This is a genomic window from Gordonia crocea (assembly GCF_009932435.1).
Lineage (GTDB): Bacteria > Actinomycetota > Actinomycetes > Mycobacteriales > Mycobacteriaceae > Gordonia > Gordonia crocea.
The window spans coordinates 1-21,138 of the sequence record NZ_BJOU01000017.1; the positions used below are offsets into that span (position 1 = coordinate 1).

General features: G+C 69.8%; 23 protein-coding genes. 3 read left to right on the forward strand and 20 right to left on the reverse strand.

Annotated features, from left to right (window positions below; all coding sequences use genetic code 11):
• Positions 1-146 precede the first annotated feature (146 nt).
• From nbrcactino_RS15170 to nbrcactino_RS15205, 8 genes are all read right to left on the reverse strand, one after another.
• Positions 147-728, reverse strand: a complete 582-nt coding sequence (locus tag nbrcactino_RS15170; protein ID WP_161928328.1) for a hypothetical protein — start codon at positions 726-728, stop codon at positions 147-149.
• A 24-nt stretch (positions 729-752) separates the two neighbouring features.
• Positions 753-1,751 (reverse strand): porphobilinogen synthase, encoded by a 999-nt coding sequence (gene hemB, locus nbrcactino_RS15175; RefSeq protein WP_161928329.1) that lies wholly within the window; start codon positions 1,749-1,751, stop codon positions 753-755.
• A 253-nt stretch (positions 1,752-2,004) separates the two neighbouring features.
• Positions 2,005-2,541: a type IV toxin-antitoxin system AbiEi family antitoxin domain-containing protein gene (locus tag nbrcactino_RS15180; protein WP_228460941.1), complete on the reverse strand. Its 537-nt coding sequence runs from the start codon at positions 2,539-2,541 to the stop codon at positions 2,005-2,007.
• Between the two features lie 95 nt (positions 2,542-2,636).
• On the reverse strand, positions 2,637-4,268 hold the full coding sequence (locus nbrcactino_RS15185; RefSeq protein ID WP_161928303.1) for a bifunctional uroporphyrinogen-III C-methyltransferase/uroporphyrinogen-III synthase: 1,632 nt from the start codon (positions 4,266-4,268) through the stop codon (positions 2,637-2,639).
• Between the two features lie 42 nt (positions 4,269-4,310).
• Positions 4,311-5,240 carry a hydroxymethylbilane synthase gene (gene hemC, locus nbrcactino_RS15190; RefSeq protein WP_161928302.1) on the reverse strand — a complete coding sequence of 310 codons (930 nt, stop codon included), beginning with the start codon at positions 5,238-5,240 and terminating at the stop codon, positions 4,311-4,313.
• Positions 5,237-6,613 (reverse strand): glutamyl-tRNA reductase, encoded by a 1,377-nt coding sequence (locus tag nbrcactino_RS15195; protein ID WP_161928301.1) that lies wholly within the window; start codon positions 6,611-6,613, stop codon positions 5,237-5,239. Before nbrcactino_RS15195 ends, hemC begins: the two co-directional genes overlap by 4 nt.
• 7 nt (positions 6,614-6,620) lie before the next feature.
• Positions 6,621-7,277 carry a redox-sensing transcriptional repressor Rex gene (locus nbrcactino_RS15200; protein ID WP_161928300.1) on the reverse strand — a complete coding sequence of 219 codons (657 nt, stop codon included), beginning with the start codon at positions 7,275-7,277 and terminating at the stop codon, positions 6,621-6,623.
• 71 nt (positions 7,278-7,348) lie between these two features.
• Positions 7,349-7,597 carry a glutaredoxin family protein gene (locus nbrcactino_RS15205; RefSeq protein ID WP_161928299.1) on the reverse strand — a complete coding sequence of 83 codons (249 nt, stop codon included), beginning with the start codon at positions 7,595-7,597 and terminating at the stop codon, positions 7,349-7,351.
• A gap of 141 nt (positions 7,598-7,738) precedes the next feature.
• Here nbrcactino_RS15205 and nbrcactino_RS15210 point away from each other — a divergent pair, with 141 nt between their 5' ends.
• Complete coding sequence (locus tag nbrcactino_RS15210) at positions 7,739-8,899, forward strand: HAD family hydrolase (RefSeq protein WP_228460953.1); 1,161 nt, start codon at positions 7,739-7,741, stop codon at positions 8,897-8,899.
• A 77-nt stretch (positions 8,900-8,976) separates the two neighbouring features.
• Here the strand turns inward: nbrcactino_RS15210 and nbrcactino_RS15215 are convergent, their stop codons facing one another.
• The 9 genes from nbrcactino_RS15215 to nbrcactino_RS15255 form a co-directional block, all read right to left on the reverse strand.
• Positions 8,977-10,080, reverse strand: a complete 1,104-nt coding sequence (locus nbrcactino_RS15215; protein ID WP_161928330.1) for a lysophospholipid acyltransferase family protein — start codon at positions 10,078-10,080, stop codon at positions 8,977-8,979.
• A 126-nt stretch (positions 10,081-10,206) separates the two neighbouring features.
• On the reverse strand, positions 10,207-11,268 hold the full coding sequence (locus nbrcactino_RS15220) for an NAD-dependent epimerase/dehydratase family protein (protein WP_161928331.1): 1,062 nt from the start codon (positions 11,266-11,268) through the stop codon (positions 10,207-10,209).
• A 40-nt stretch (positions 11,269-11,308) separates the two neighbouring features.
• Positions 11,309-11,410, reverse strand: a complete 102-nt coding sequence (locus nbrcactino_RS15225) for a 30S ribosomal protein bS22 (RefSeq protein WP_003402602.1) — start codon at positions 11,408-11,410, stop codon at positions 11,309-11,311.
• 191 nt (positions 11,411-11,601) lie between these two features.
• Positions 11,602-11,826, reverse strand: a complete 225-nt coding sequence (locus tag nbrcactino_RS15230) for a helix-turn-helix domain-containing protein (RefSeq protein ID WP_161928332.1) — start codon at positions 11,824-11,826, stop codon at positions 11,602-11,604.
• Between the two features lie 201 nt (positions 11,827-12,027).
• Positions 12,028-12,885, reverse strand: coding sequence for a pyrroline-5-carboxylate reductase (gene proC, locus nbrcactino_RS15235; protein WP_161928333.1), 858 nt, complete (start codon positions 12,883-12,885; stop codon positions 12,028-12,030).
• A 38-nt stretch (positions 12,886-12,923) separates the two neighbouring features.
• Entirely contained in the window at positions 12,924-13,811 is an 888-nt protein-coding gene (locus tag nbrcactino_RS15240; RefSeq protein WP_161928334.1) for a thioesterase family protein, read from the reverse strand.
• The gene (locus tag nbrcactino_RS15245) at positions 13,808-14,704 is read right to left on the reverse strand and encodes a sugar phosphate isomerase/epimerase family protein (protein ID WP_161928335.1); all 897 of its coding nucleotides are present in this window, start codon (positions 14,702-14,704) and stop codon (positions 13,808-13,810) included. The genes nbrcactino_RS15240 and nbrcactino_RS15245 overlap by 4 nt, the downstream gene beginning before the upstream one ends.
• On the reverse strand, positions 14,701-15,999 hold the full coding sequence (locus nbrcactino_RS15250; RefSeq protein WP_161928336.1) for an Rv0497 family membrane protein: 1,299 nt from the start codon (positions 15,997-15,999) through the stop codon (positions 14,701-14,703). The genes nbrcactino_RS15245 and nbrcactino_RS15250 overlap by 4 nt, the downstream gene beginning before the upstream one ends.
• Before the next feature lie 11 nt (positions 16,000-16,010).
• Positions 16,011-17,003 carry a Ppx/GppA family phosphatase gene (locus tag nbrcactino_RS15255; RefSeq protein ID WP_186343404.1) on the reverse strand — a complete coding sequence of 331 codons (993 nt, stop codon included), beginning with the start codon at positions 17,001-17,003 and terminating at the stop codon, positions 16,011-16,013.
• A gap of 84 nt (positions 17,004-17,087) precedes the next feature.
• Here nbrcactino_RS15255 and nbrcactino_RS15260 point away from each other — a divergent pair, with 84 nt between their 5' ends.
• On the forward strand, positions 17,088-17,939 hold the full coding sequence (locus nbrcactino_RS15260; protein WP_161928337.1) for a DUF3109 family protein: 852 nt from the start codon (positions 17,088-17,090) through the stop codon (positions 17,937-17,939).
• 48 nt (positions 17,940-17,987) lie between these two features.
• On the opposite strand, the gene nbrcactino_RS15265 is transcribed toward nbrcactino_RS15260, so the two are convergent.
• Positions 17,988-18,446 carry a PaaI family thioesterase gene (locus nbrcactino_RS15265; protein WP_161928338.1) on the reverse strand — a complete coding sequence of 153 codons (459 nt, stop codon included), beginning with the start codon at positions 18,444-18,446 and terminating at the stop codon, positions 17,988-17,990.
• 60 nt (positions 18,447-18,506) lie between these two features.
• Here nbrcactino_RS15265 and nbrcactino_RS15270 point away from each other — a divergent pair, with 60 nt between their 5' ends.
• Positions 18,507-19,082, forward strand: a complete 576-nt coding sequence (locus nbrcactino_RS15270) for a TetR/AcrR family transcriptional regulator (RefSeq protein ID WP_161928339.1) — start codon at positions 18,507-18,509, stop codon at positions 19,080-19,082.
• 12 nt (positions 19,083-19,094) lie between these two features.
• On the opposite strand, the gene nbrcactino_RS15275 is transcribed toward nbrcactino_RS15270, so the two are convergent.
• Positions 19,095-19,784 (reverse strand): winged helix-turn-helix domain-containing protein, encoded by a 690-nt coding sequence (locus nbrcactino_RS15275; protein ID WP_161928340.1) that lies wholly within the window; start codon positions 19,782-19,784, stop codon positions 19,095-19,097.
• A complete protein-coding gene (locus nbrcactino_RS15280) occupies positions 19,781-21,058 on the reverse strand; it encodes a sensor histidine kinase (RefSeq protein WP_161928341.1) in 1,278 nt (425 codons plus the stop codon). The genes nbrcactino_RS15275 and nbrcactino_RS15280 overlap by 4 nt, the downstream gene beginning before the upstream one ends.
• Between the last annotated feature and the right edge of the window lie 80 nt (positions 21,059-21,138).

A 21,138-nucleotide genomic window follows, 5' to 3' on the forward strand; every position in this document is an offset into this window, starting at 1 on the left:
TCTCGTCGTCGTCGACACCCTCGTCAGCACCGTCGACATCCGCGGCCTCGACGTCGTCGGTGCTGTCGGTGCCGTCGGTTTCCAGGGTGTCCTCGACGTTGAGGGTCTCGTCCACCTCGTCGACGCCGTCCTGCGCGTCATCCCGATCACCCATGGAATCCTCCCGGTCCGTGTGGCTGGTTCCAAGCGGCCGGCGGCCATCCCGCGGGCCGGTGGGCGGCGGCCCGGAACTGTGTCATCTCTCGGCAATAGGTGTCGGACTCGCGGCGCATCAGCAGGATCAACGCACCACCGGCACAACCCGCGGCGATGATCTCGGGCACCTGCGTCCAGGTCCGGGATCCGGCAAACGCGAACGCCGCCCCCAGCAGCACCCAGGCACTCAAGCCGCATAGCAGCACCCGGGCCCAGGTGTATCCGGCCCGGACGAAGTACAGGGCGGTCAGCGCGATCGCGGCGCCGACCACGACGGACATGATCAGCGAGGTGACGATGAGCGCCGGGTTGGTCAGCATCTCGGCGAACTCGCGCGTCGACTCGTTGGCGTCCTTCGGCAGCTCGGCCAGCCGTTTGTCCATCGCGTCCTTGACCAACCCGTAGCTGCCCACCTGCACCACGGTCATCGCCACAATCACCACCAGCCACAACTCGGTGGCGATGGCGATCGGCGACGGCAGCGCCGGTCGCGCCGGCGGCTCGGCCACCGGGCCGGGTGCGGGGAAGGTCATGGTGTCAGGCTACTTACCGTCGGGTCAGCGCAGCCACTCGGCGACCTCGGCGGCCCAGTAGGTCAGCACGATCGACGCGCCGGCCCGTCGGATCGACGTCAGCGACTCGAGGATCGCGCCCCGACGGTCGATCCACCCGCGCTGGGCAGCGGCGCTGATCATGGAGTATTCGCCGCTCACCTGGTAGGCGGCCACCGGCACGGTCGAGTTCGCGGCGACGTCTGTCAGGACGTCGAGGTAGCCCATGGCGGGCTTGACCATCACCAGGTCGGCCCCCTCCGCGAGGTCCAGCTCCAACTCCCGCATCGCCTCGGCGCGGTTGGCCGGGTCCTGCTGGTAGGTTCGGCGGTCCCCCTCCAACGAGGAATCGACCGCGTCGCGGAACGGCCCGTAGAACGCCGACGCGTACTTGGCGGTGTAGGCCAACAGCGCGGTGTCGGGGTACCCGGCGCTATCGAGCGCGGCGCGGATGGCGGCGATCTGCCCGTCCATCATCCCGCTCGGTCCGAGGACGTGCGCCCCGGCGCGCGCTTGCGCGACGGCCATCGCCGCGTAGCGCGACAGTGTCGCGTCGTTGTCGACCCGACCCTGGTCGTCGACGACGCCGCAGTGGCCGTGGTCGGTGAACTCGTCGAGGCAGGTATCGGCCATCAGGACCGTGTCGTCGCCGAGGTCGGCGCGCACCGCGGCCAACGCGCGGTTGAGCACCCCGTCGGCGCTATCGGCACCCGACCCGATGTCGTCCTTGTCTTCGGCCCTGGGCACCCCGAACAGCATCAGCCCGCCGACGCCGGCGGCCACCGCCGCCTGTGCCGCCTGCCGCAGCGAATCCATCGTGTGCTGCACCACGCCGGGCATCGAGTCGATCGGCTTGGGCTCGGTCAGCCCGTCGGCGACGAACATCGGCAACACCAGGTGCCGCGGTTCGACGTCGGTCTGCGCGACGAGGCGCCGGATGGCCGACGTGGAGCGCAACCGACGCGGCCGCACCCAGGGGGCGGAACTGCTGTCCGGAGGAGTCACACCGTCGAGTCTAGGGTCGAACGTCGAATCGGGGGTCGTCGGTCGTCTGTTAGCGATTGTGCTCGGATTCCGAGCACAACCGCTCAGGGATCACGCCGCCCGCCGCAGGACCATCAGGATCTGCTCGACAACCATCTGAGGGCGCTCGACGATGTCGCCGTAGGTCCGGCCACCCAGCCGGACAGACCCGCCTGGCGAAAGATCCGGGCGACGATCCGCTCGGCCTCGGAGCGTGTCCCCTCGCCGAGCAGCTTCAGCCACGATCCGACTTGTCGCGCACCGTGGGGTACCGCGCATGTGCTCGCAGCAACCCGTCGACGGTGGTGAACCGGCGCAGCAGAACCGCGTCGAGCGCCTTGAGGCCGATCTCTTCGGCCGCATCGAGAGCCGTCAGGGCCGGCGAGGTCACCCGCAGGTGGCGATGGATCGAGACGTCCTCCGCGCAGAGGCGGCGGTGCCGGACGAGCGAGGTCGAGGTCCGTCGACGGTGATCACCGACCGCCGACGTGAAAACAACCTGCCTGTGCGGCTCATCGGCAACAAAACCGAGCCACCAGGCGGCAGCGGCCCCACCCAAGACCGCGGTAGGACCCACCGCGGCGACCGCCAGTCGTGCCTGTGCCCGCGCCGAACGGGGATGACCGGCCGCGAGATACACCCCGCGGGTCACACCCCGCCACCGCCCGGAGTCGACCCGGCGCGAAATGGCCGCACTGCTCATACCCAGGCCAAGAGCCTGCTGGCGGCTGATCACCCCGTCGTGCCGGATGAGGAATTCATCGAGATCCATTCCCCTTAGACGCAGCGGGCTAGGTACCGGGTTCCCCGCTATCATTCCGTTTGCTGTTGTGCTCGGATTCCGAGCACAACAGCAAACCGATGAGGCTAGGACCGCGAGCGGCGCGACTTCTTGCGCGGCGGGGGCAGCGCGCCCTCGGCCCGCAAACGGGCGGCGTGGGCGGCCAGCGCCTCGACCAGGTCGGGGATAGACGCGGTCTCCGGCCGGACGTCGACCCGCAGGCCGAACTCGATCGCCGTCTCGGCGGTCTTCGGGCCGATGCAGGCGACGATGGTCCGGGCGTGCGGCTTGCCCGCGATCCCGACGAGGTTGCGCACCGTGGAACTCGACGTGAAGCACACCGCGTCGAATCCGCCGGTCTTGATCATCTCGCGGGTCTCGGCGGGCGGCGGGGCCGCGCGCACCGTGCGGTACGCGGTGACGTCGTCGATCTCCCAACCGCGTTCGCGCAGGCCCTCGGCGAGGGTCTCGGTGGCGATGTCGGCCCGCGGCAGCAGGACCCGGTTGACCGGGTCGAACACCTCGTCGTATGGCGGGAAGTCCTCGAGCAGGCCCAGCGACGACTGCTCCCCGGAGGGGACCAACTCCGGCTCGATGCCGAATGTGCGGACCTTGTCGGCCGTGGCCTCCCCGACGCAGGCGATCTTCACGCCCGAGAACGCGCGGGCGTCCAAGCCGAACTCGGCGAACTTCTCCCACACCGCGCGCACCGAATTGGTGGAGGTGAACACCACCCACTGGTAGCGGCCATCCACCAGGCCCTTGACGGCCCGCTCCATCTGGGCGGGCGAGCGCGGCGGCTCGACGGCGATGGTCGGCACCTCCTTGGGGATGGCGCCGTGCCCGACGAGGCGCTCGCTCATGTCGGCGGCCTGCTCCTTGGTGCGCGGCACCAGGACGGTCCAGCCGTACAGCGCCCGCGACTCCCACCAGGACAGCTTGCCGCGCTGAGCGACGACCTTGCCGATGGTGAGCAGCAGCGGACCGGCGAGTTCGCCGCCCTTCTCCGCCGCGGTCTCCAGGGTGGCCTCGATGGTCCGCTGGGCGCAGGTGGTGCCGTTGATGGTGATGGCAATCGGGGTGGTGGCCGCGAGCCCGTGGGCGATCAGCGAGGCCGCCACCTGGGCGAGGTGGCTGGCCGTGCCGTGCAGGACCAGCGGCGCCGGCGCGGCGGCCAGGCCGGCCCAGTCGACGTCGCCGCGCATGTCGGCGACGGTGTAGCCCGAGCCCAGCGGCATCCCCGCGTAGCTGGGGACGACCGCGGCGGCGGGCAGGCCCGGCAAGACTTCGAACTGCACGACGGTGCGCGCGACGGCGGTCACCTCGGCCAGCACCGCATTGGAGGTCAGCGGATCGCCGGCGACGACGCGAACCACGTCGACCCCGGTCTTCGCGGTGGTCACGAGGGTCTTGGCGACGTCGGCGGGATCACCGAGCGCCGGGTGCACGTCGACCGGGTCCTCGACCGCCTCGTCGACGGTCTCCGCCTCGACGGCTTCGGACTCCGCGGCCTTCGCGCGGCGCGGCGTCGGCGCGGCCTCGGCCCGGTGCACGGCCCCGATCAGCGACACCACCCCGGACGGCACGTCGGGATCGATGAATGCGACTGTCGCATTGGTCAACACGCTGCGCGCTCGGATAGTCAACAGGTCGGGGTCACCGGGACCGGCGCCCACGAAAAGGATCCGACCCGGGGTGGCCTTCTTCGTCCGGCTCATCACTCGCACTCTCCTACCCCCGCAGGGGTGGTAGTCAGTCAGCTAGGCCAGAAGCGATGCGGCTCCCGACTCCAGCATTTCCGCGGCAAGTGCGCGCCCCACCTGCGCCGCCTGCTCGATCGGTCCGACCGCCGAACTGCGGATCACATCGGATCCGTCGACAGCCGCAACCGCCGCGCGAAGCGACAGCTCGAGGAAGATCCGACCGTCGTCGTCGAGTGACTCGACGACCTCCGCGTAGGCCCCTACCGGCGCGGTGCAACCGGCCTCCAAGGCCGCCAGCACTGCGCGCTCGGCATCGACCGCCGCACGAGAGGACGGATCGTCCAAAGTGGCGAGCGTACTCACCAGCTGGGCATCGTCGGCGCGGCATTCGACGGCCAGGGCACCCTGGGCCGGTGCCGGTAGCAGCACCACCGGGTCGAACGCTTCGGCAATGACCTCGGTCCTGCCGATGCGGGCCAACCCGGCCCGGGCGACCACGACTGCGTCGAGTTCACCGTTGGCGACTTTGCCCAACCGAGAATCAAGGTTGCCTCTTAGGGGGCGAATTTCCAAACCGAGACCCAATGCTCTAAGCTGCGCGACCCGACGGGGAGCCGACGTACCCACCGTGGCACCGACGGGAAGGGCGCCGAGAACCCGGTTTCCGTTGCTGACCAGGGCATCTCTGGCATCCTCGCGCGGCGGAACGGCCGCGATCACCAGGTCCGGTTCGGGCGCGGTCGGCAAATCCTTGTAGGAGTGGACCGCGACGTCGATTTCGTCGTTGCGCAACGCGACGCGCAGTTCGGTGGTGAACACGCCGACGCCGATCTCGGTCACCGGGGCCGCCGACTTGTCGCCCTGGGTCTTGATGATGACCAGTTCGGCGGGGTGTCCGGCGTCGGTCAGCGCCTGCGCCACGTGGCCGGCCTGCGTGGTCGCCAGCAGCGACCCGCGGGTCCCGATGCGCAGTACCGGCGGCGTCACCGGGCCCCGCCCGAGGCGTCGCGCACGACCGGGTCGGGCAGGCGCAGCGCATCGGCGTCGGGGACCGCCACCGACTCGGCCGCACCCGGGCGCAACTCGAACAGCTCGCGCAATGCCTCCGCGTACTGGTCACCGTGAGCGGTGGCGGCGAGTTGCTTGACCCGGACGGTCGGGGCGTGCAGCAGTTTGTCGACGACCCGGCGGACGGTCTTGGCGACCTCGTCGCGCTCGGCGTCGGTCATCGACGGCAGACGCGACTCCAGCCGCATGACCTCCGCCTCGACCACCTCGTTGGCGCGCTGGCGCAACGCGGTCACCGTCGGGGTCACCTCGGCGCGTCGCTGGGCGGCCAGGTAGTCGGCCAACTCGGCGGCGACGATGCCCCGCGCGCCGACCAGGTCGGCCTCGGCGGCCTGTGTCTGGGAGTCGCCGCGCAGCCCCTCGATGTCGATCAGCTCGACACCGGGCAGCCGACCCGCGGCCGGGTCGACGTTGCGCGGCAGGCCCAGGTCGCAGATCACCAGCGGTGTCGTCGCGGTGCGCGCGGCGAGCGCATGGTGGACCTCGGCGACGCTGACCACCGATCCGGTCGAGCCCGAACAGGTCATCATGACGTCGGCGTTGGCCATGGCGGTGGACAACTCGTCGAGGCCCACACCGGTGGCGGTGACGCCCGCATGGTTGGCGCTGACGTTGTCGGCCAGGCGCTGGGCCTTCTCGACGCTGCGGTTGACGATGGTGATCTGCCCGACGCCCTCACGGGCGAGGTGGGCCGCCGACAGGCCGCCCATCGCGCCGGCACCCAGGACCACGCCGTGGCGGGCCTCGGTGCCCGACGCCGCCAGGACGCTGCGCGCGCGGTGCAGGGCCACCGACACCACAGAGGCGCCGGCCCGGTCGATTCCCGTCTCGGTGTGCACCCGCTTGCCGACCCGCAGCGCCTGCTGTGCCAGCTCGTGCAGCACCCGGCCAGCCGTCCGGTGCGCGTCGGCACTGGCGTAAGCCCCACGGATCTGGCCGAGGATCTGCTGCTCGCCGACGACGAGGGAGTCCAGCCCGGCCGCGACGGTGAACAGGTGCTCGGCGGCGGCCTCGGAGTAGCGCACGTAGGCGTGCGCGGTCATCTGGTTGATGGTCATCCCGGAGTGGTCGCCGAGGACGTTGCCGACGGCCTCGAGTGCCGGGTGGAAGGCCTCGACGACGGCGTAGATCTCGATGCGGTTGCAGGTCGACACGACCATCGCCTCCGACACCGTCGGCGAGGCGAGCAACCGGTCGACGATCTTGGGCCGGTCGTGCTCAGAAATCGCCAACCGCTCCAGCACGCGCACGGGCGCGCTGCGGTGCGATACCCCGAATAGCAGGACACTCACAACGAGATCACCTTTTCCCCGCCGCCGCGAACGACAACAACTGTAATTCCAAGGCTAGGTCAATCTGGCGGATCGAGACGCCTTCTTGCGCCGTTAGGGACACCGGCGTGACATTGAGAATCTGCTGGACACCGGCCTTGGCGAAGGCGTCGCAGACGTCCTGGGCGAGATCGTCACGGGTCGCGATGACCCCGATGTCGAACGGTTCGCCGTCGTCGCCCGTCCCGCCGATCTCGTGCAGCGGGGCGATCACCGGACCGTCCGCGGACAGCCGCGCGCCGAGGAGGCCGGGGTCGTCGTCGAACAGTGCGCCGAGGCTGAACCGCGGGTCGCGACCGGTGTGTGCGAGCAGCGCCCGACCGAGCGAACCAACGCCAGCCAGGGCCACGACCTGCGCACTGTCGCTGTTCAGCGCCATGGCGACGGTCGCGATCAACTTGTGCACCTGGTACCCGACACCCCGCACGCCGTGACCGCCGACGTAGGACAGGTCCTTGCGCAGCAACAGCGGATTGACCCCCGCGGCCGCGGCCAGTTCGGCGCTGGAGATGACAGTGACGCCGGTGGCTGCGCGCTCGCGCAAGGCGGTCAGGTAGGTCGCCAAGCGGGCGACCGACGGGCCAGGAATCCTGGCCGCCGGCCTTCTCGCAGACAGCGAAGTCATTGTTCCAGGGTATCTGGCACCGGTTCGCAGACCCGAGCCAGGTACCCGGGCCCGGTCACCGGCGCAGGCGGCTACGGTGCCAGATCGGCACGCAGGCGCGGCTCGTCGACGGTCCAGTAGCTGTGCTCTTCCCCGTCGAGCAGCACCACGGGCAACCGGTCGCCGTATTCGCCCCGCAACGCCGGATCGCCGGCTGCGGCCCGTTCGTCAACGTCGACCTCGTCGAATCCCTCGCCGAGTTCCCCGCAGATCCGACCGAGATCGGTGCGGGCCGTTCCGCACGCGGCGCACCCGGCGCGGGTCAGCAACACGATTCGCATCTGGACCTCCTCCACACGCCCAGTCTGCCACCGCCCACATCAACGCGACTGCGCTCCTATTGGGCCCGCTCACTGCCGCTCCCGGCGCCCGGCCGCTAATCTTGACCTTGCCAGCCACAGCGAGCACCGGAGTGAGCCAACGTGAGTGACGAGCCCAATGGGACGCAGGGCGATTTCCCCATCCGCGACCGGGACCTGACGCCCGAGTCCGATCCTGCCTACGACCCTGACTCCGACCCCGATTTCGAGCCGGACCCCCACGCCGACGAACCGGACCCCGACGCGGTGCACACCGACCACGACGAGGACACCGGCGGGGACGCCGACGACGAGCACACCGACGGGGGCACCGCCGACGGGGACGAACCCGATGAGGCCGAAATCGACCGGCGGGTCCGCGACTGGGTGTCCACCGCCAGCGGCCGGTTCCGCCAAACCGCCGCGGAACTGCGGCAGAACCTCGCCGGCGAGGCCGCCGCCAAAGCCGCCCTCGAATCCCTCGCCGCGCGGGCCGAGACCCGGCCCGACGGCGCCGACCTGACCGCGGCCGCCTTCTTCGACGTCGACAACACCCTCGTCCAAGGCGCCTCCATCGTGCACTTCGCGCGCGGCCTGGCCGCGCACAAGTACTTCTCCTACGGCGACATCGCCACCGCCATGTGGTCGCAGATCAAGTTCCGCATCACCGGCAAGGAGAATGCCGACGACGTCGCCGAGGGCCGCGACAAGGCCCTCTCCTTCATCGCCGGCCGCCCCACCGCCGAACTGGTCGCCCTGGGCGAGGAGATCTACGACGAGTACATCGCCGACAAGATCTGGCCCGGCACCCGCGCCCTCACCCAGCGCCACCTCGACGCCGGGCAGCAGGTCTGGCTGGTGACGGCGACCCCGGTGGAACTCGCGCAGACCATCGCCACCCGACTCGGTCTGACCGGCGCCCTGGGCACCGTCGCCGAGAGCGAAGACGGGATCTTCACCGGGCGCCTCGTCGGCGACGTGTTGCACGGCCTGGGCAAGGCCCACGCGGTCCGTTCGCTGGCGATCCGGGAGGGCCTCAACCTGCAGCGGTGTACCGCGTACTCCGACTCGCACAACGACGTGCCGATGCTGTCACTGGTCGGCACCGCCGTCGCGATCAACCCCGACTCCGACCTGAAGGAGATCGCCAAGGTGCGCGGCTGGGAGAGCTACGACTTCCGGACTGCGCGCAAGGCCGCCAAATACGGGGTGCCCACGGCCATTGCCCTCGGCGCGGTGGGCGGCGGTGCCGCGGCAGCGCTGCGGCGCGGTCGCCGGCACTGAGAAACGGCGGCACTGAGAAACGGCGGCACTGGGAACCGGCGGCACTGGGAAACCGCTGGTTAATACCGACTCGGGCGCTAGCCCAGGTAGACGCCGCCACGACGACTGAGCATCCGGAACAGCGTCTGCTGGATCTCTTCGCGGACGTGGTCGGTCAGGTCGAACACCACCAGCGGGTCGTCGGCGGCGTTCTCGTCGTACGAGTCGGTGGCGATCGGCTTGCCGAAGTGGATGTGCCACTTCGACGGAAGCGGAATCGCGCCGAGCGGACCCAGCCAGGGGAACAGCGGGGTCACCGGGAAGTACGGGAGACCGAGAACCTTGGCCACCGGCTTGAGGTCGCCGAGCATCGGGTAGATCTCCTCGGAGCCGACGATCGACACCGGGATGATCGGGGCGCCGGTGCGGATCGCGGTCGTCACGAAGCCGCCGCGCCCGAAACGCTGCAGCTTGTAGCGGTCCTTGTAGAGCTTGCCGATGCCCTTGTAGCCCTCCGGCCACACCGCGGTCAGTTCGCCGGCGCGCAGCAGGTACTCCGCGTCGCTCGAGCAGGCCAGGGTTGCACCGATGCGACGGGCCACCTCGCCCAGGACCGGCGAGTCGAAGGCCATGTCGGCGGCCAGCAGCCGCAGGTAGCGCCCCGACGGGTGGTTGTCGTGGACCGCGATCGACGTCATCAGGGCATCGATGGGAATGGTGCCGGCGTGGTTGGCGACCAGCAGTGCGCCGCCCGTCTCGGGCAGGTTCTCCGCGCCGGTGACCTCGACGCGGAACCACTTGTCGTAAACCGGGCGGATGGCCGGGAACCAGACGTTCTCGGTGAAGTGCCGGTCGAACCCGAAATCGTCGACCTCGTACTCGCCGGCCAACCGCTCGCGGAGGTACCCGGCGGTGCCGGTGAGGGCGTCGGCGACGCCCTCGCGCAGACCGTTCAACGAGAGCAGCGGACTGGGCCGCGACGGGCCCACATGCTCAACCCCCAGCGCCTCGTTGTGGATCCGGGCGTCATCGCTGATCGGGGTGACCGCCGCGGGCCGTCGGCCAAAGCCGTCGGTGTTCGGGTGGCCCTCGGCCGGTTGCGGGCGGCGGGCGGTGCCACTCGAGGCGGAGTCCCCGCCGAGCGACGAGTAGAGCTGGATCACCTTCGCCGTGCGCGGATCTGGTGAGCGACGTCCGGACATGGAATCACCCCCAGGTGCGTGATAGGTCGAGATAGGCGGGCGGCGTCCTTGCCCCGCTACAAGCTTACGGGTTGGCGCCGCGACATGCGCATGGTGTTGGTCACCGCCGTCGGCCGCAGCGATGCGTCAGAGGAGTTGGTGGGCCGCAGAGACGACCCGCTGCTCCAGCTCTCGCCAGCGCTGCGGGCTGATCACCATGTCGGAGGCCCCGCGCTCGATGAAGTCGTCAAGGGTTTGACTCGTGGTGAACCGCGGCTCGAATCCCAGCGCGGTGTGCATCCGGGTGTTGTCCAACACGCGTCCATAGGTCAGGAAATCCATTTGGCTCGACCGCAGCCGGGCCGAGCGCACGTCGGAGAAGACACCGCTGATCGGGGTGACCAAACCGCCCGGCACCGGAAGCTCGATACGGCCCGCCCGGCGGATCGCCTGGGTCAGGGTGAGCACCCCGTCGGCGGCGATGTTGAACGTGCCCGGCCGCGGCGTGAGCGTCAGGTGCTCGAGTGCGCCCAGCGCGTCTTCCTCGTGAAGGAACTGCATCCGCGGCTGGAAGCCGATCACCGTCGGCACCACCGGTGCCGACAGGTAGGCGCCCATCCGGGTCTGGATCCGTGGGCCCAGTATCGCCTGATAGCGCGCGATGGTGACGTCGATGTCGGGGCGCCGCCGCGACAATCCCCGGGCGTAACCCTCGATGTCGAGCAGATCGCGGCCGTAGCCGCTGCGCGGTTCGCTGCGGGCCCGGTCGCCTTCGCGGAAGTACGCGGGGTCCTTGCTGCTCGCACCGTAGACCATCGCCGTCGAGCGCAGGACGAGCCGTTTGACCGAGGGGCTGCGCTGGCATGCGGCGCACACCTGCATTGCGCCGACAACGTTGAACTCCTTGATCGCCGCCGAATGCGGCGAGAGGTCCATCACCGACGTCGCCGCATGGACGACCGTGTCCACCTCGTAGGCGGCGATCGTCTTGGCGATCGTCGGCCGGCGGATGTCGAGACGAAGGAATTCCGCGCGCCCCATGCGGCGCAACAGGACCTTGCTCGGGACGCGCGAGTCGACCGCCAGGACCTTCTCGATGTCCGGGTTGGCGGCCAGCCGGGCCACCAGGTATCCGCCGAGGAATGTCGACGCGCCCGTGACGAGCACGACGCGCGGCGGGACCGCCTCGGCACTCGAATCCTGCACCATGGCGATTCCCCTTACTCAGACGGTCCCGGTGACCGGAAGACTACTTGCCGAGTTTGCGACGCTGCACCCGAGTGCGGCGCAGCAGCTTGCGGTGCTTCTTCTTCGACATGCGCTTACGGCGCTTCTTGATGACAGAACCCATGAGGGATTTTTCCTAACGTTGCTCGTTGCACCGGGCCGAGTGACGACCACAGCGGGAACGAGGTCACTTTACCGGTCGGGTCGCTACCGCCGGAAATCGCGTTCCCCGCGGTGGCCTCGATCTCATGACAAAGCCCCGGCCGAACCAGCCGGCCGGGGATCTGACCCACGGTGGGACCAGGCGTCAACCGCCTAGCCGACGTCGAAGTACGACGTCTCCAGGTAGTCGTGCACAGCCTTGGCGTGGACGCGGAACGAACGGCCGACGCGCACGGCCGGGAGCTCGCCGTTGTGGACCAGGCGGTAAACGGTCATCTTGGAAACGCGCATCAGCGCGGCCACTTCGGCCACGGTGAGGAATTGCGAACCGGCCGCATTTCCACCGTTGCGGTCACCAGAGGTGTCTGCAGGTGCCATTGATACTCATACCTCTCACAGCACGAGCCGTGGCCGTTGGCTTCCCCTCCGACGGACATCTGACACGCACGTGCTGATGGCAGCTTAGCGTGGCTGATGTGAAAATAGCGACGGGAGTTGCTCACAAGTACTGAAATGTTGCCGTAGCGTGCCCTCACACGGCGAGTCACCTGGGCATTCGCCCAGCTGGCTGCTATAAGGTCAGCCCCGGCCGTCGCCACCGTTACCCGGCGAACCCTCAAGCTCTGATCGACGGCTGAGCTGGCTGCTGCGCGCCGCGGCGGCCGCGGTCGCGGCATACATCGCCGGACGGATCCCGGCCCGCTCCAATTCGATGATCGCCGCGGCGGTGGTGCCCCCCGGGGACGTCACCGCGGCCCGCAGGTCGGTGGAGGTCATCCCGGATTCGGTGAGCATCGCGCCCGCACCGCGGATCGTCTGCCGGGCCAACGCGGCGGCCTGCGCCCGCGTCAGACCGAGGGAGACGCCCGCATCGATCATGGACTCGGCCAGCAGGAACACATACGCCGGCCCAGAACCGGAGATCGCCGTGACGGCATCCATCAGGTTCTCCGGGACCACCATGACCTTGCCGACCGCGCCCAAGAGTGCGCTGACCGTCTGGACCTGTTCCTCGGTGGCATAACGGCCGGCCGACATCGCACTCATCGCCTCGTTGACCAACAGCGGCGTATTCGACATCACGCGGATGACCGGCGACCCGGCCGGCAGCGCGTTCTCATACTTCGCCGCGGGCAACCCGGCGACCAGGGTGACGGTCACGCGCTCGACGTCGTTGTTGTCGTCGACCTTGCCCAATTCGGCCAGGACGCCGTCGACCGCATCCGGTTTCACCGCGATGACGACGATCTGAGCGTTCTCGACGGCGGTGGCGATGTCGGTGACGAGAACCTTGTACTCCTGCGCGATCTCCTCGGCCCGTTCCGACGAGGCCTCCACGACGACCAGGTCGCGCGCGGGCTTCCCGGACGACAGCAGCCCGGCAACCAGGGCCTCACCGATCTTGCCCCCACCGATGATCGCTACCCGCTCCGACATTGGTTCTCCGTTTCTCCGACTGCTCTGGGACGCCGGGGTCACCCGGCGGCTGGACCGTTGACCGGCTTGGCCGGGATCAGCGCCAGCTGCCGCGACTGTCCGACGACGACGCCGGTCGAGTCAACCACAGTGTGGTCGGACTCGAACATCCCCCGCCCCACCTCGATGCTGGAATTGGCGAACCGCAACCAGGCACCCGGGTCCCCGGACGGTATCCGCCGCAGGTAGGTCGACAGCGTCACCGTCGGCGCCCACCCGAAAATGCCCAGGTTCATCACCACCGGCGGCGAGATGTCGCACACCAGCGTGACGAACGGCAGGTCGGCCACCCCGGATTTGGGACGTACCCAACCGCGGATGACCGGCTCCCCCTGCTCACCGCGGGAGGCGGGGAAGGAGGCCGGGTCGAGCGCGAGGTCGAGGACCGGGGACATGTGGATGATCTCGGTCATCGGGGAACCGTCGAGGAAGAACGCGTCGGCCGGCGGCTCCGGCGGCAGGTCGCGCGCCTCGGTCGGCCGGGACCGGTGCGGCTCACCGTGGTCGAGTATCCCGAACACGACGGTCGAGGTGATCACCGTCCGCGCGTCCTGGACGACGTCGACGTCGACCACCGAGACGGTGCGGCCGCGCTTGACCAGACGGGCGCGCAGCTCGATCGCACCGGGGTTGGGGGCGTTGAGGTAGGTGCTGGTGATCGCGACCGGCACCGGGCTCTGGCCGTCGGCGCGCACCAGCGCCGGCGCCTCCGAGCCGGTCCACTCCAGGAAGGCCGCGTGCGCCGCGTTCACCGCGAGCATCTGCGCGCTGCCGCCGTGCACCTTCGGGCCGATGGTGTAGATCGGGTCGATCTGAGCGGTGTAGACGATCTGGTCGTCGTCGCGGTCGATCACCGCCAGGGCGAGGATCTCGTGGAGCCCCTTCACGGCCGGATCCCCCTTCCGGCCCAGGGGCCGTCGTCGGCCGGCTCGGGCCGGCGCAAATGGGTACGGGCGAAGTCGAGCGCGCGGGCGAGCATCGTGGCGCGCTCGGTCTTGTCCCGGGCGCTGCTGGTCGTGATCTCGAGGACGACCGCCCCGTCGAAGTCACTCGCGGCAATCCGCCGGCAGATCTCGCCGCACGGCTGGCTGCCGTCGCCGGGGATCAGGTGCTCGTCGTGGGCCGCCCCGTCCCCGTCGGTGAGGTGCAGGTGGCGCATCCCCGACGCCATCCGCTCGAACAGCGCCACGGCGTCCATCCCGGCGGTGGCGGTGTGCGACAGGTCCAGCGTGTAGTTGGCGTACCCGTCGTCGGTCGGGTCGATCGACTTGCCGAAGGCCGACGCGGCCAACCCGGCCCCGCCGCCGCGGGCCCGCAGTCGTTTCACCGACCGCTCCCCCGCCCCGAACAGGCGGTCCGCGCGCAGCGGGAACATGTTCTCCACCGCGACGGCGATCCCGCTGTCGGATTCGAGTTCGCCGACCAGGTCGTCGAAGGCCGCCACGTAGGCGCGCTGCCAGCGGAACGGCGGATGCACGACCACCGTCGGCGCACCCAGCGCCTCGGCCGCCTCGACCGACCGGGCCAGCTTCACCACCGGATCACGGCCCCAGACACGCTGCGAGATGACCAGGCACGGGGCGTGGATCGACAACACCGGCATTTGGTAGGCGTGCGACAGCGCTTCGATGCGGCCGATGTCCTGACTGACCGGGTCGCCCCACACCATCACCTCGACGCCGTCGTAACCGAGATCGGCGGCATAGGCGAAGGCGGCCTCGATGTTCTGCGGGTAGACCGATGCGGTCGAGAGCCCGACCGGGACCTCCTCCAGGATCACGAGGTGGCCAGCAGGATCAACGGTCCGATGGTGATGAGCAGGCCAACCCCCAGCGCGAGCAACGTGGTCGGCAGGTCGTGCCGACGGCGCACGAGGTGGACCAGGGTCACGATGCCGAAGATCACGACCGCCGACAGGATCAGCGCGAAGACGGGGTTCCAGCGCCACAACTCCACAAAGCCCCAGAAACCGGCGGCACCCACCACCAGTCCGACGATGACCTGCCCGATGATGATCAGCCACTGCGTGGTCGGCGAGTGCTTGGCGGCCAACGGCGCCTCGTCGACGATCGCGGTGTCGGAGGCCTCGACCGCGCGCCGGGCACGCCGGCCCCGGGTCGGGGACGCCTCGGCCGCGCGGCGTTCGGCCCGACGGGTGGCCGACGGCACGATCGCCGGGCCGTCCTCCTCCGGGGCCGTCCGGCGCGTGCGCGCAGTATCTCCCTGCGGCGCGGCGAACCGTCCGGTGAGCGGGTCGACGAGCGGCTTGCCGACCACCGGGATCTCGACCTCGTAGAGGTCGTCGGGTTCCACCGGCGCCAACGTCGTGGTCTCCTCCAGCGACCCCTGGCCGGCAGCCGAATCGACGGCGAAGGCCGCCGTCTCGTCGACGGCGGCAGGTTCGGGACCGGTGGGTTCGGGACCGGTGGGCGCGGGAACGACGGGTTGGGGGGCGGGCGGCGCCGGCGCGACCGGCGGGATGGTCGTCGTCTCGATGACCGTTTCGGCTGCGGCCTCGGCGGCCCCGGCCGGCTCGGCGTCCGAGGGTCCGGCCGGACGGGTCGCCCGGCGCGCGGAGTTCGCCCGGGTCCGCGCACCCTTGTCGTCGGCGCCCTTGCGGCGGCCGAAGAGTCCGCGCTTGCGCTTCTTGGGCTCCTCGTCGGCGCCGATGACGTCGTCGAAGTTGCGGTACGACTCGAAGTCGACGTCGTCGTCGCTGCGGAGGAAGGAGCCGGTGGTCGGGGCGTCGGGGTCGGCGGCCGGTTCGGCATCGACGGCCGGTTCCTCGACGACCGGCTCTGCCGCCGGGGTGTCGGTCACCGGCGGGATGATCCCGGTGACGCGATTGGCCTCTTCGTCGGTGGGCTCGGCCGGACGGTAGGACGGCATGCCGCTGGCGGTGCGGGACCCGGCGAACGGGTCCCGGGTCACCCGGCTGGCCACCGGGTTGGCCGACCGCGGAAACGAGACGCGGGGGATCTCGCCGGTCTCGGCGGCGGCCGCAGCGTCCTTGCGCTGGCGCGCCAACAGCTCCGACACCGGGATCGGCCGGGACTCCGGTTCATCCTTCGCCATGGGCTATGTCCTCACTGTTTGTCGTCTTCGGGCCGTTGCTCCGAGTCCCCGGTATCCAGGCTCGGGAGCTGCCCGTCGAACTCGTCGGCGTCCAGGCGGCGCAGAATCACTCCCTCCCGCAGCGCCCACGGACAGATATCCAGTGTATCGAGATTGAGCGCGCGCATCGCCGCCTCGGCAACCAGGGCGCCCGCCACCAGCTGGCCCGCCCGCTCCGAGTTAACCCCTTCCAGGTCTGCCCGGTCGGCCCGGGTCATCCGCGAGATGAACGCGATCAGCTGCCGCAACCCGCTCGCCGTGAGCTGCCGTTTGACCCGCAGACCCGCACCCGACGGGGCCGCGCCGGTGAGCCGCGCCAGGCTGCGGAACGTCTTCGACGAACCCACCGCCAGATCCGGCTTGCCGGGCGCGCACAATTCGGCGGCCACGGGTTTGAGTTCCGCGTCGAGCCAATCGCGGAGCACGTTGATCCGACGTCGGTCCGGCGGGTCCCCGGGCAGCCAGTCGCGCGTGAGCCGGCCGGCGCCCAGCGGTACCGACAACGCCACGTCGGGCTCCTCGTCGACGCCGTTGGACATCTCCAACGAGCCGCCGCCGATGTCGAGGGCCATGATCCGCCCGGCGCTCCAGCCGTACCACCGGCGCACCGCCAGCGAGGTCAACCGGGCCTCGTCACGGCCGGACAGCACGCCGATCTGCACCCCGGTCTTGGACAGCACCGCGTCGAGTACCTCGTCGGTGTTGGTGGCGTCGCGCACCGCCGACGTCGCAAACGCCATGACCTGCTCGCAGCCGGAGGTCCGGGCGATCCGGGTGAACTCGTCGATCGACTCCACCAATGCGCTCGCCGCGTCGTCGGCGAGCCGGCCGTCGGGTTCGATCCGTTCAGCCAGGCGCAGCACCGACTTGGTCGAGCTCATCGGGGCGGGGTGGCCGCCGCGGTGGGCATCGACCACCAACAGGTGCACCGTATTGCTCCCGATATCCAAGACTCCCAATCGCACGTTTACCCACGCTAGCGGGTTGACGCGGTGCGCACCGACTCGCCACGCCCACCGCGACCGTGCGGGCGGGACTAGGTTGGAGCCGTGCAGCCCGAAGTCAGCCTCGATTTTCCGCGCGAATGGTACGAATTCGCCGACCCCGCCGACCCCGCCCACTGGGTCCGGGCGGACTTGACGTGGCTGTGCTCGCACTGGACCTGCGTATTCGGCACGCCGGCCTGCCCGGGGATCGTCGAGGGCCGACCCGACGACGGGTGCTGCACCCACGGCGCCTACCTCTCCGACGCCGACGACCGGCAGCGGTTGGCCACCGGGGTGTCCCTGTTGGGGCCCGGCGACTGGCAGTTCGCCGACATCGGCGGCGGCGCGGACCCGTTGGGGCCGGACGGGTACCTCGTCGAAGTCGACGAGGACGACACGGACGAGGGGGACACCGACGATGAGGGCGACGGCGCACCGTCGCTGAAGACGCGGGTGCACGAGGGCGCCTGCGTGTTCCTCAACCGTCCGGGGTTCCCCGGCGGCGCCGGCTGCGCCCTGCACGGAATGGCATTGCGCAGGGGAATCGAACCGCTCGAGGTCAAACCCGACGTGTGTTGGCAGCTGCCGGTCCGGCGCACCCAGGAGTGGGAGGAGCGCCCGGACGGCACCGAGATCCTCGTCGACACCATCACCGAATTCGACCGTCGGAGTTGGGGCGAGGGCGGGCACGATCTGCAGTGGTACTGCTCCGGATCGCCCGACGCCCACGTCGGCGCCAAACAGGTGTGGGAGTCCTACGGCCCCGAGTTGACCGAGTTGATCGGCGCCGCCGCCTACGCCGAGCTGGCCGCGGTGTGCCGACGGCGGGCCGGCCTGGGCCTGATCGCCGTCCACCCGGCCACCGCTGCCGCGGGATCCCGCCGCGACACCGACGTCAAGTACGAGATCCTGTAGTTCCCGCTCCCCCGCCGCGGTCCCGCGCCTCCGGCCGGGGGCGCGCGATCAGGATGCGGGAGCGGGAGTCCGGCCAGACTTCGCGGCCACGGCCGACCCCTGGCCCGCGGCACAGGTCGTAACCGTGCCATCGGGTGCGATCTCGTCGACGGTCACCGTCGCGACCGCCCGGCGCCCGGCGTGGGCGGTGACTTCCGCGGTCGCCCGCAGCACCCCGGCCCGGGCCGCCGCGAGATAGGTCACCGTCAACCCGCCGGTGAGGATGTCGGTGCCCAGTACCGACCCGCAGGCAAAGGTCAGCGTGTTGTCGACCAGATAGGCCAGCACCCCACCGTGGACGAGGCCGACCTGTTGGCGGTGGCGGTCGCCGATCTCCACCTCCAGGACTGCCACCCCTGCGTCGAACCGGGTGATCGCGGCACCGATCAGGTCGTTGAACGCCTGCGCCGCCAACACCTCCTCGGCGACCGCAACCGAAAACGCCGGCGCACCCCGGGAGTTGATCATCCGCGCCTCCAGACTTTTAGAGTATTTACTCTAAATCTAGTAGAGCATAAACTCCACTTCGTGGGAAGACCCGCCAAACACAGCACCGACGACTTTCTCGATGCCGCCGTCGCGATCTATTCGCACCTGGGGGCCCGTGCGGTCACCCTCGGTGCGGTCGCGAAATCTGTTGGTGCCGCTAACGGTTCGATCTATCACCGCTTCCCCGACCGGCCCGCACTGTTGCGGGCGATGTGGGAGCGCACGGCAGCGCGATTCCAGTCGGGCTACCGCGAGAATTTGGGCGAACCCACGATCACCGCCGCAATCGAGTCGGCGACATGGGTCGTGCACTGGTGTCGCGACCATCTCGACGAGGCACGGGTACTCCTCGCCGGCGCCCGCACGTTCGGCGCCGATGGGGCCACCTCGGGCGCGACGGGCGGCTCGGATTCACGCCTGCACGCCGACATCCGCCAGATCGTCGACACCCTGGCGCCGATGACCGCCGCGGGCCCCGACCAGATCGCCTTCGCGCTGTTCGACCTACCGATCGCCGTCGTGATCCGCCCGCTGCACGAGGGGCGGGCCCCCGGCGCCCGGGAGGCCGAGCTCGTGCGCGATCTCGTCACCGTGATCCTCCGGCCACGGCCCTGAGGCGCCGGCGGTTCAGGCCTCGAGTTTGTAGCCCAGGCCGCGGACGGTCAGCAGATGGGTCGGCGACGAAGGGTCGGGCTCGATCTTCGAGCGCAGGCGCTTCACGTGGACGTCGAGCGTCTTGGTGTCGCCGACGTAGTCCGCGCCCCACACCCGGTCGATCAACTGGCCGCGGGTCAGCACGCGACCGGCGTTGCGCAACAGGAACTCGAGCAGGTCGAATTCTTTGAGCGGCAACGTGATCTCCGTGCCGTTGACCGTCACGGTGTGGCGGTCGACGTCCATCCGGACCGGACCCGCCTCGAGCAGGCCGTCGACGAACTCGTCGTCGAGCGCGGCGTCCGCGCCGCGGCGCAGGACCGCGCGGATCCGCGCGATGAGCTCACGGGCCGAGTACGGCTTGGTGACGTAATCGTCGGCGCCGAGCTCGAGCCCGACCACCTTGTCGATCTCGCTGTCGCGGGCGGTCACCATGATCACCGGCACCGACGAGCGGGCCCGCAGAGCCTTGCACACCTCGGTGCCCGACATCCCGGGCAACATCAGGTCGAGCAGCACGATGTCCGGACCGACTTGGTCGAAGGCGGTCAGCGCCGCGGCGCCGTCGTTGATGACGCTCGCCTCGAAGCCTTCCTTGCGCAGCAGGAACGCGAGCGGGTCGGCCAGCGATTCTTCGTCTTCAACGATGAGAACGTGGGTCACGAGATTTCCTCTTCCGTCCGATCGGACTGGGCGTGTTGGGGCTGTGGATCGAGGTCGGCGAATACCTGGGGAATCGACAGGGTGAACGTGGAACCGGTACCCGGCCGACTCCACAGCGCGATGGAACCGGAGTGGTTCGCCGCGATGTGCTTGACGATCGCCAGGCCCAGGCCCGTGCCACCGGTCAACCGGGACCGGGCCTTGTCGACGCGGAAGAACCGTTCGAAGACCCGCTCTTGGTCGGCGGGGGCGATGCCGATTCCGCGGTCGGTGACCCCGATCGACACCATCGGGACGCCCCCCTCGTCATCGGGCTCGACGACCCGTCGGCTCACCGACGCGGTGGTCCCCGCCGGGGAGTAGGCGATCGCATTCGACAGCAGATTGGTCAGCGCGGTCAGCAGCAGCGGACGGTCGCCGTAGACGAACAGACCACACCGCTCGTCGCCGACCAGGGTGATCCCCGCGGCCTCCGCGGGGACCGCCACCGCGGCGAGCGCCTCGTCGATCAAGCCGTCGACGTCCACCGGCTCGAACTCCGCGGTTTCCCCACCCTGCAACCGCGACAGGGCGATCAACTCGGTGACGAGATTGCCCATCCGCTTGCTCTCCGAGGCCACCCGGGAACCGAAGTGCCGCACCGAATCGGGGTCGCCGACCGATTCGAGAAGCGCTTCGGCCAGCAAGGCGATCGCCCCGACCGGTGTCTTGAGCTCATGACTGACGTTGGCCACGAAATCCCGGCGCGTCGCCTCGACACGGACGTTCTCGGTGTCGTCGTCGCCGTAGATCAAGATGAAGCGCAACCCGTTGAGTTCGACGTAGCGCGCCAGGCAGCGCACCGACAGCGTCGGATAAGCCGCACTGGTGCGAGCCGTGGCGAGGAAACCCGCGGTGGTCGGCGGCGGCACGAATTCGAACCGGTCATCCTCCCGGGTGCGCAGCACGTCGGCGACGTGTTCGGCGACCGACGGGTTGAGGACGTGCTCGGTCACCAGGCCCAACCGGACGGCGGCCTCGTTGTAGAGCGCCAGGTCGCCGCTCTCCTCGACGACGACGAAGCCGTGCTCGGATTGGCGGACCACCATCCGCAGGATGTCGCTGCGGTCCTGCGCGGTGAGCGAATCGGCGGGCGCGGGTGCGGCCGTCAGGACCGACAGCGGGGTGATGGGCTCGTCGAATCGGAAGACCGGCTGACCGAAGACGAGTCGACCGAGGACAAAGCCGCAGACGAGCGCAGAGGCGATCGCCGCGACGATCAAAGCAACGGTCACACCACAACCCTACGACGCCCGGGTAAGGAAAACCCAGCCAGACGGCCGAAATTTCACGACCGTTCACCGGCCGTTAAGGG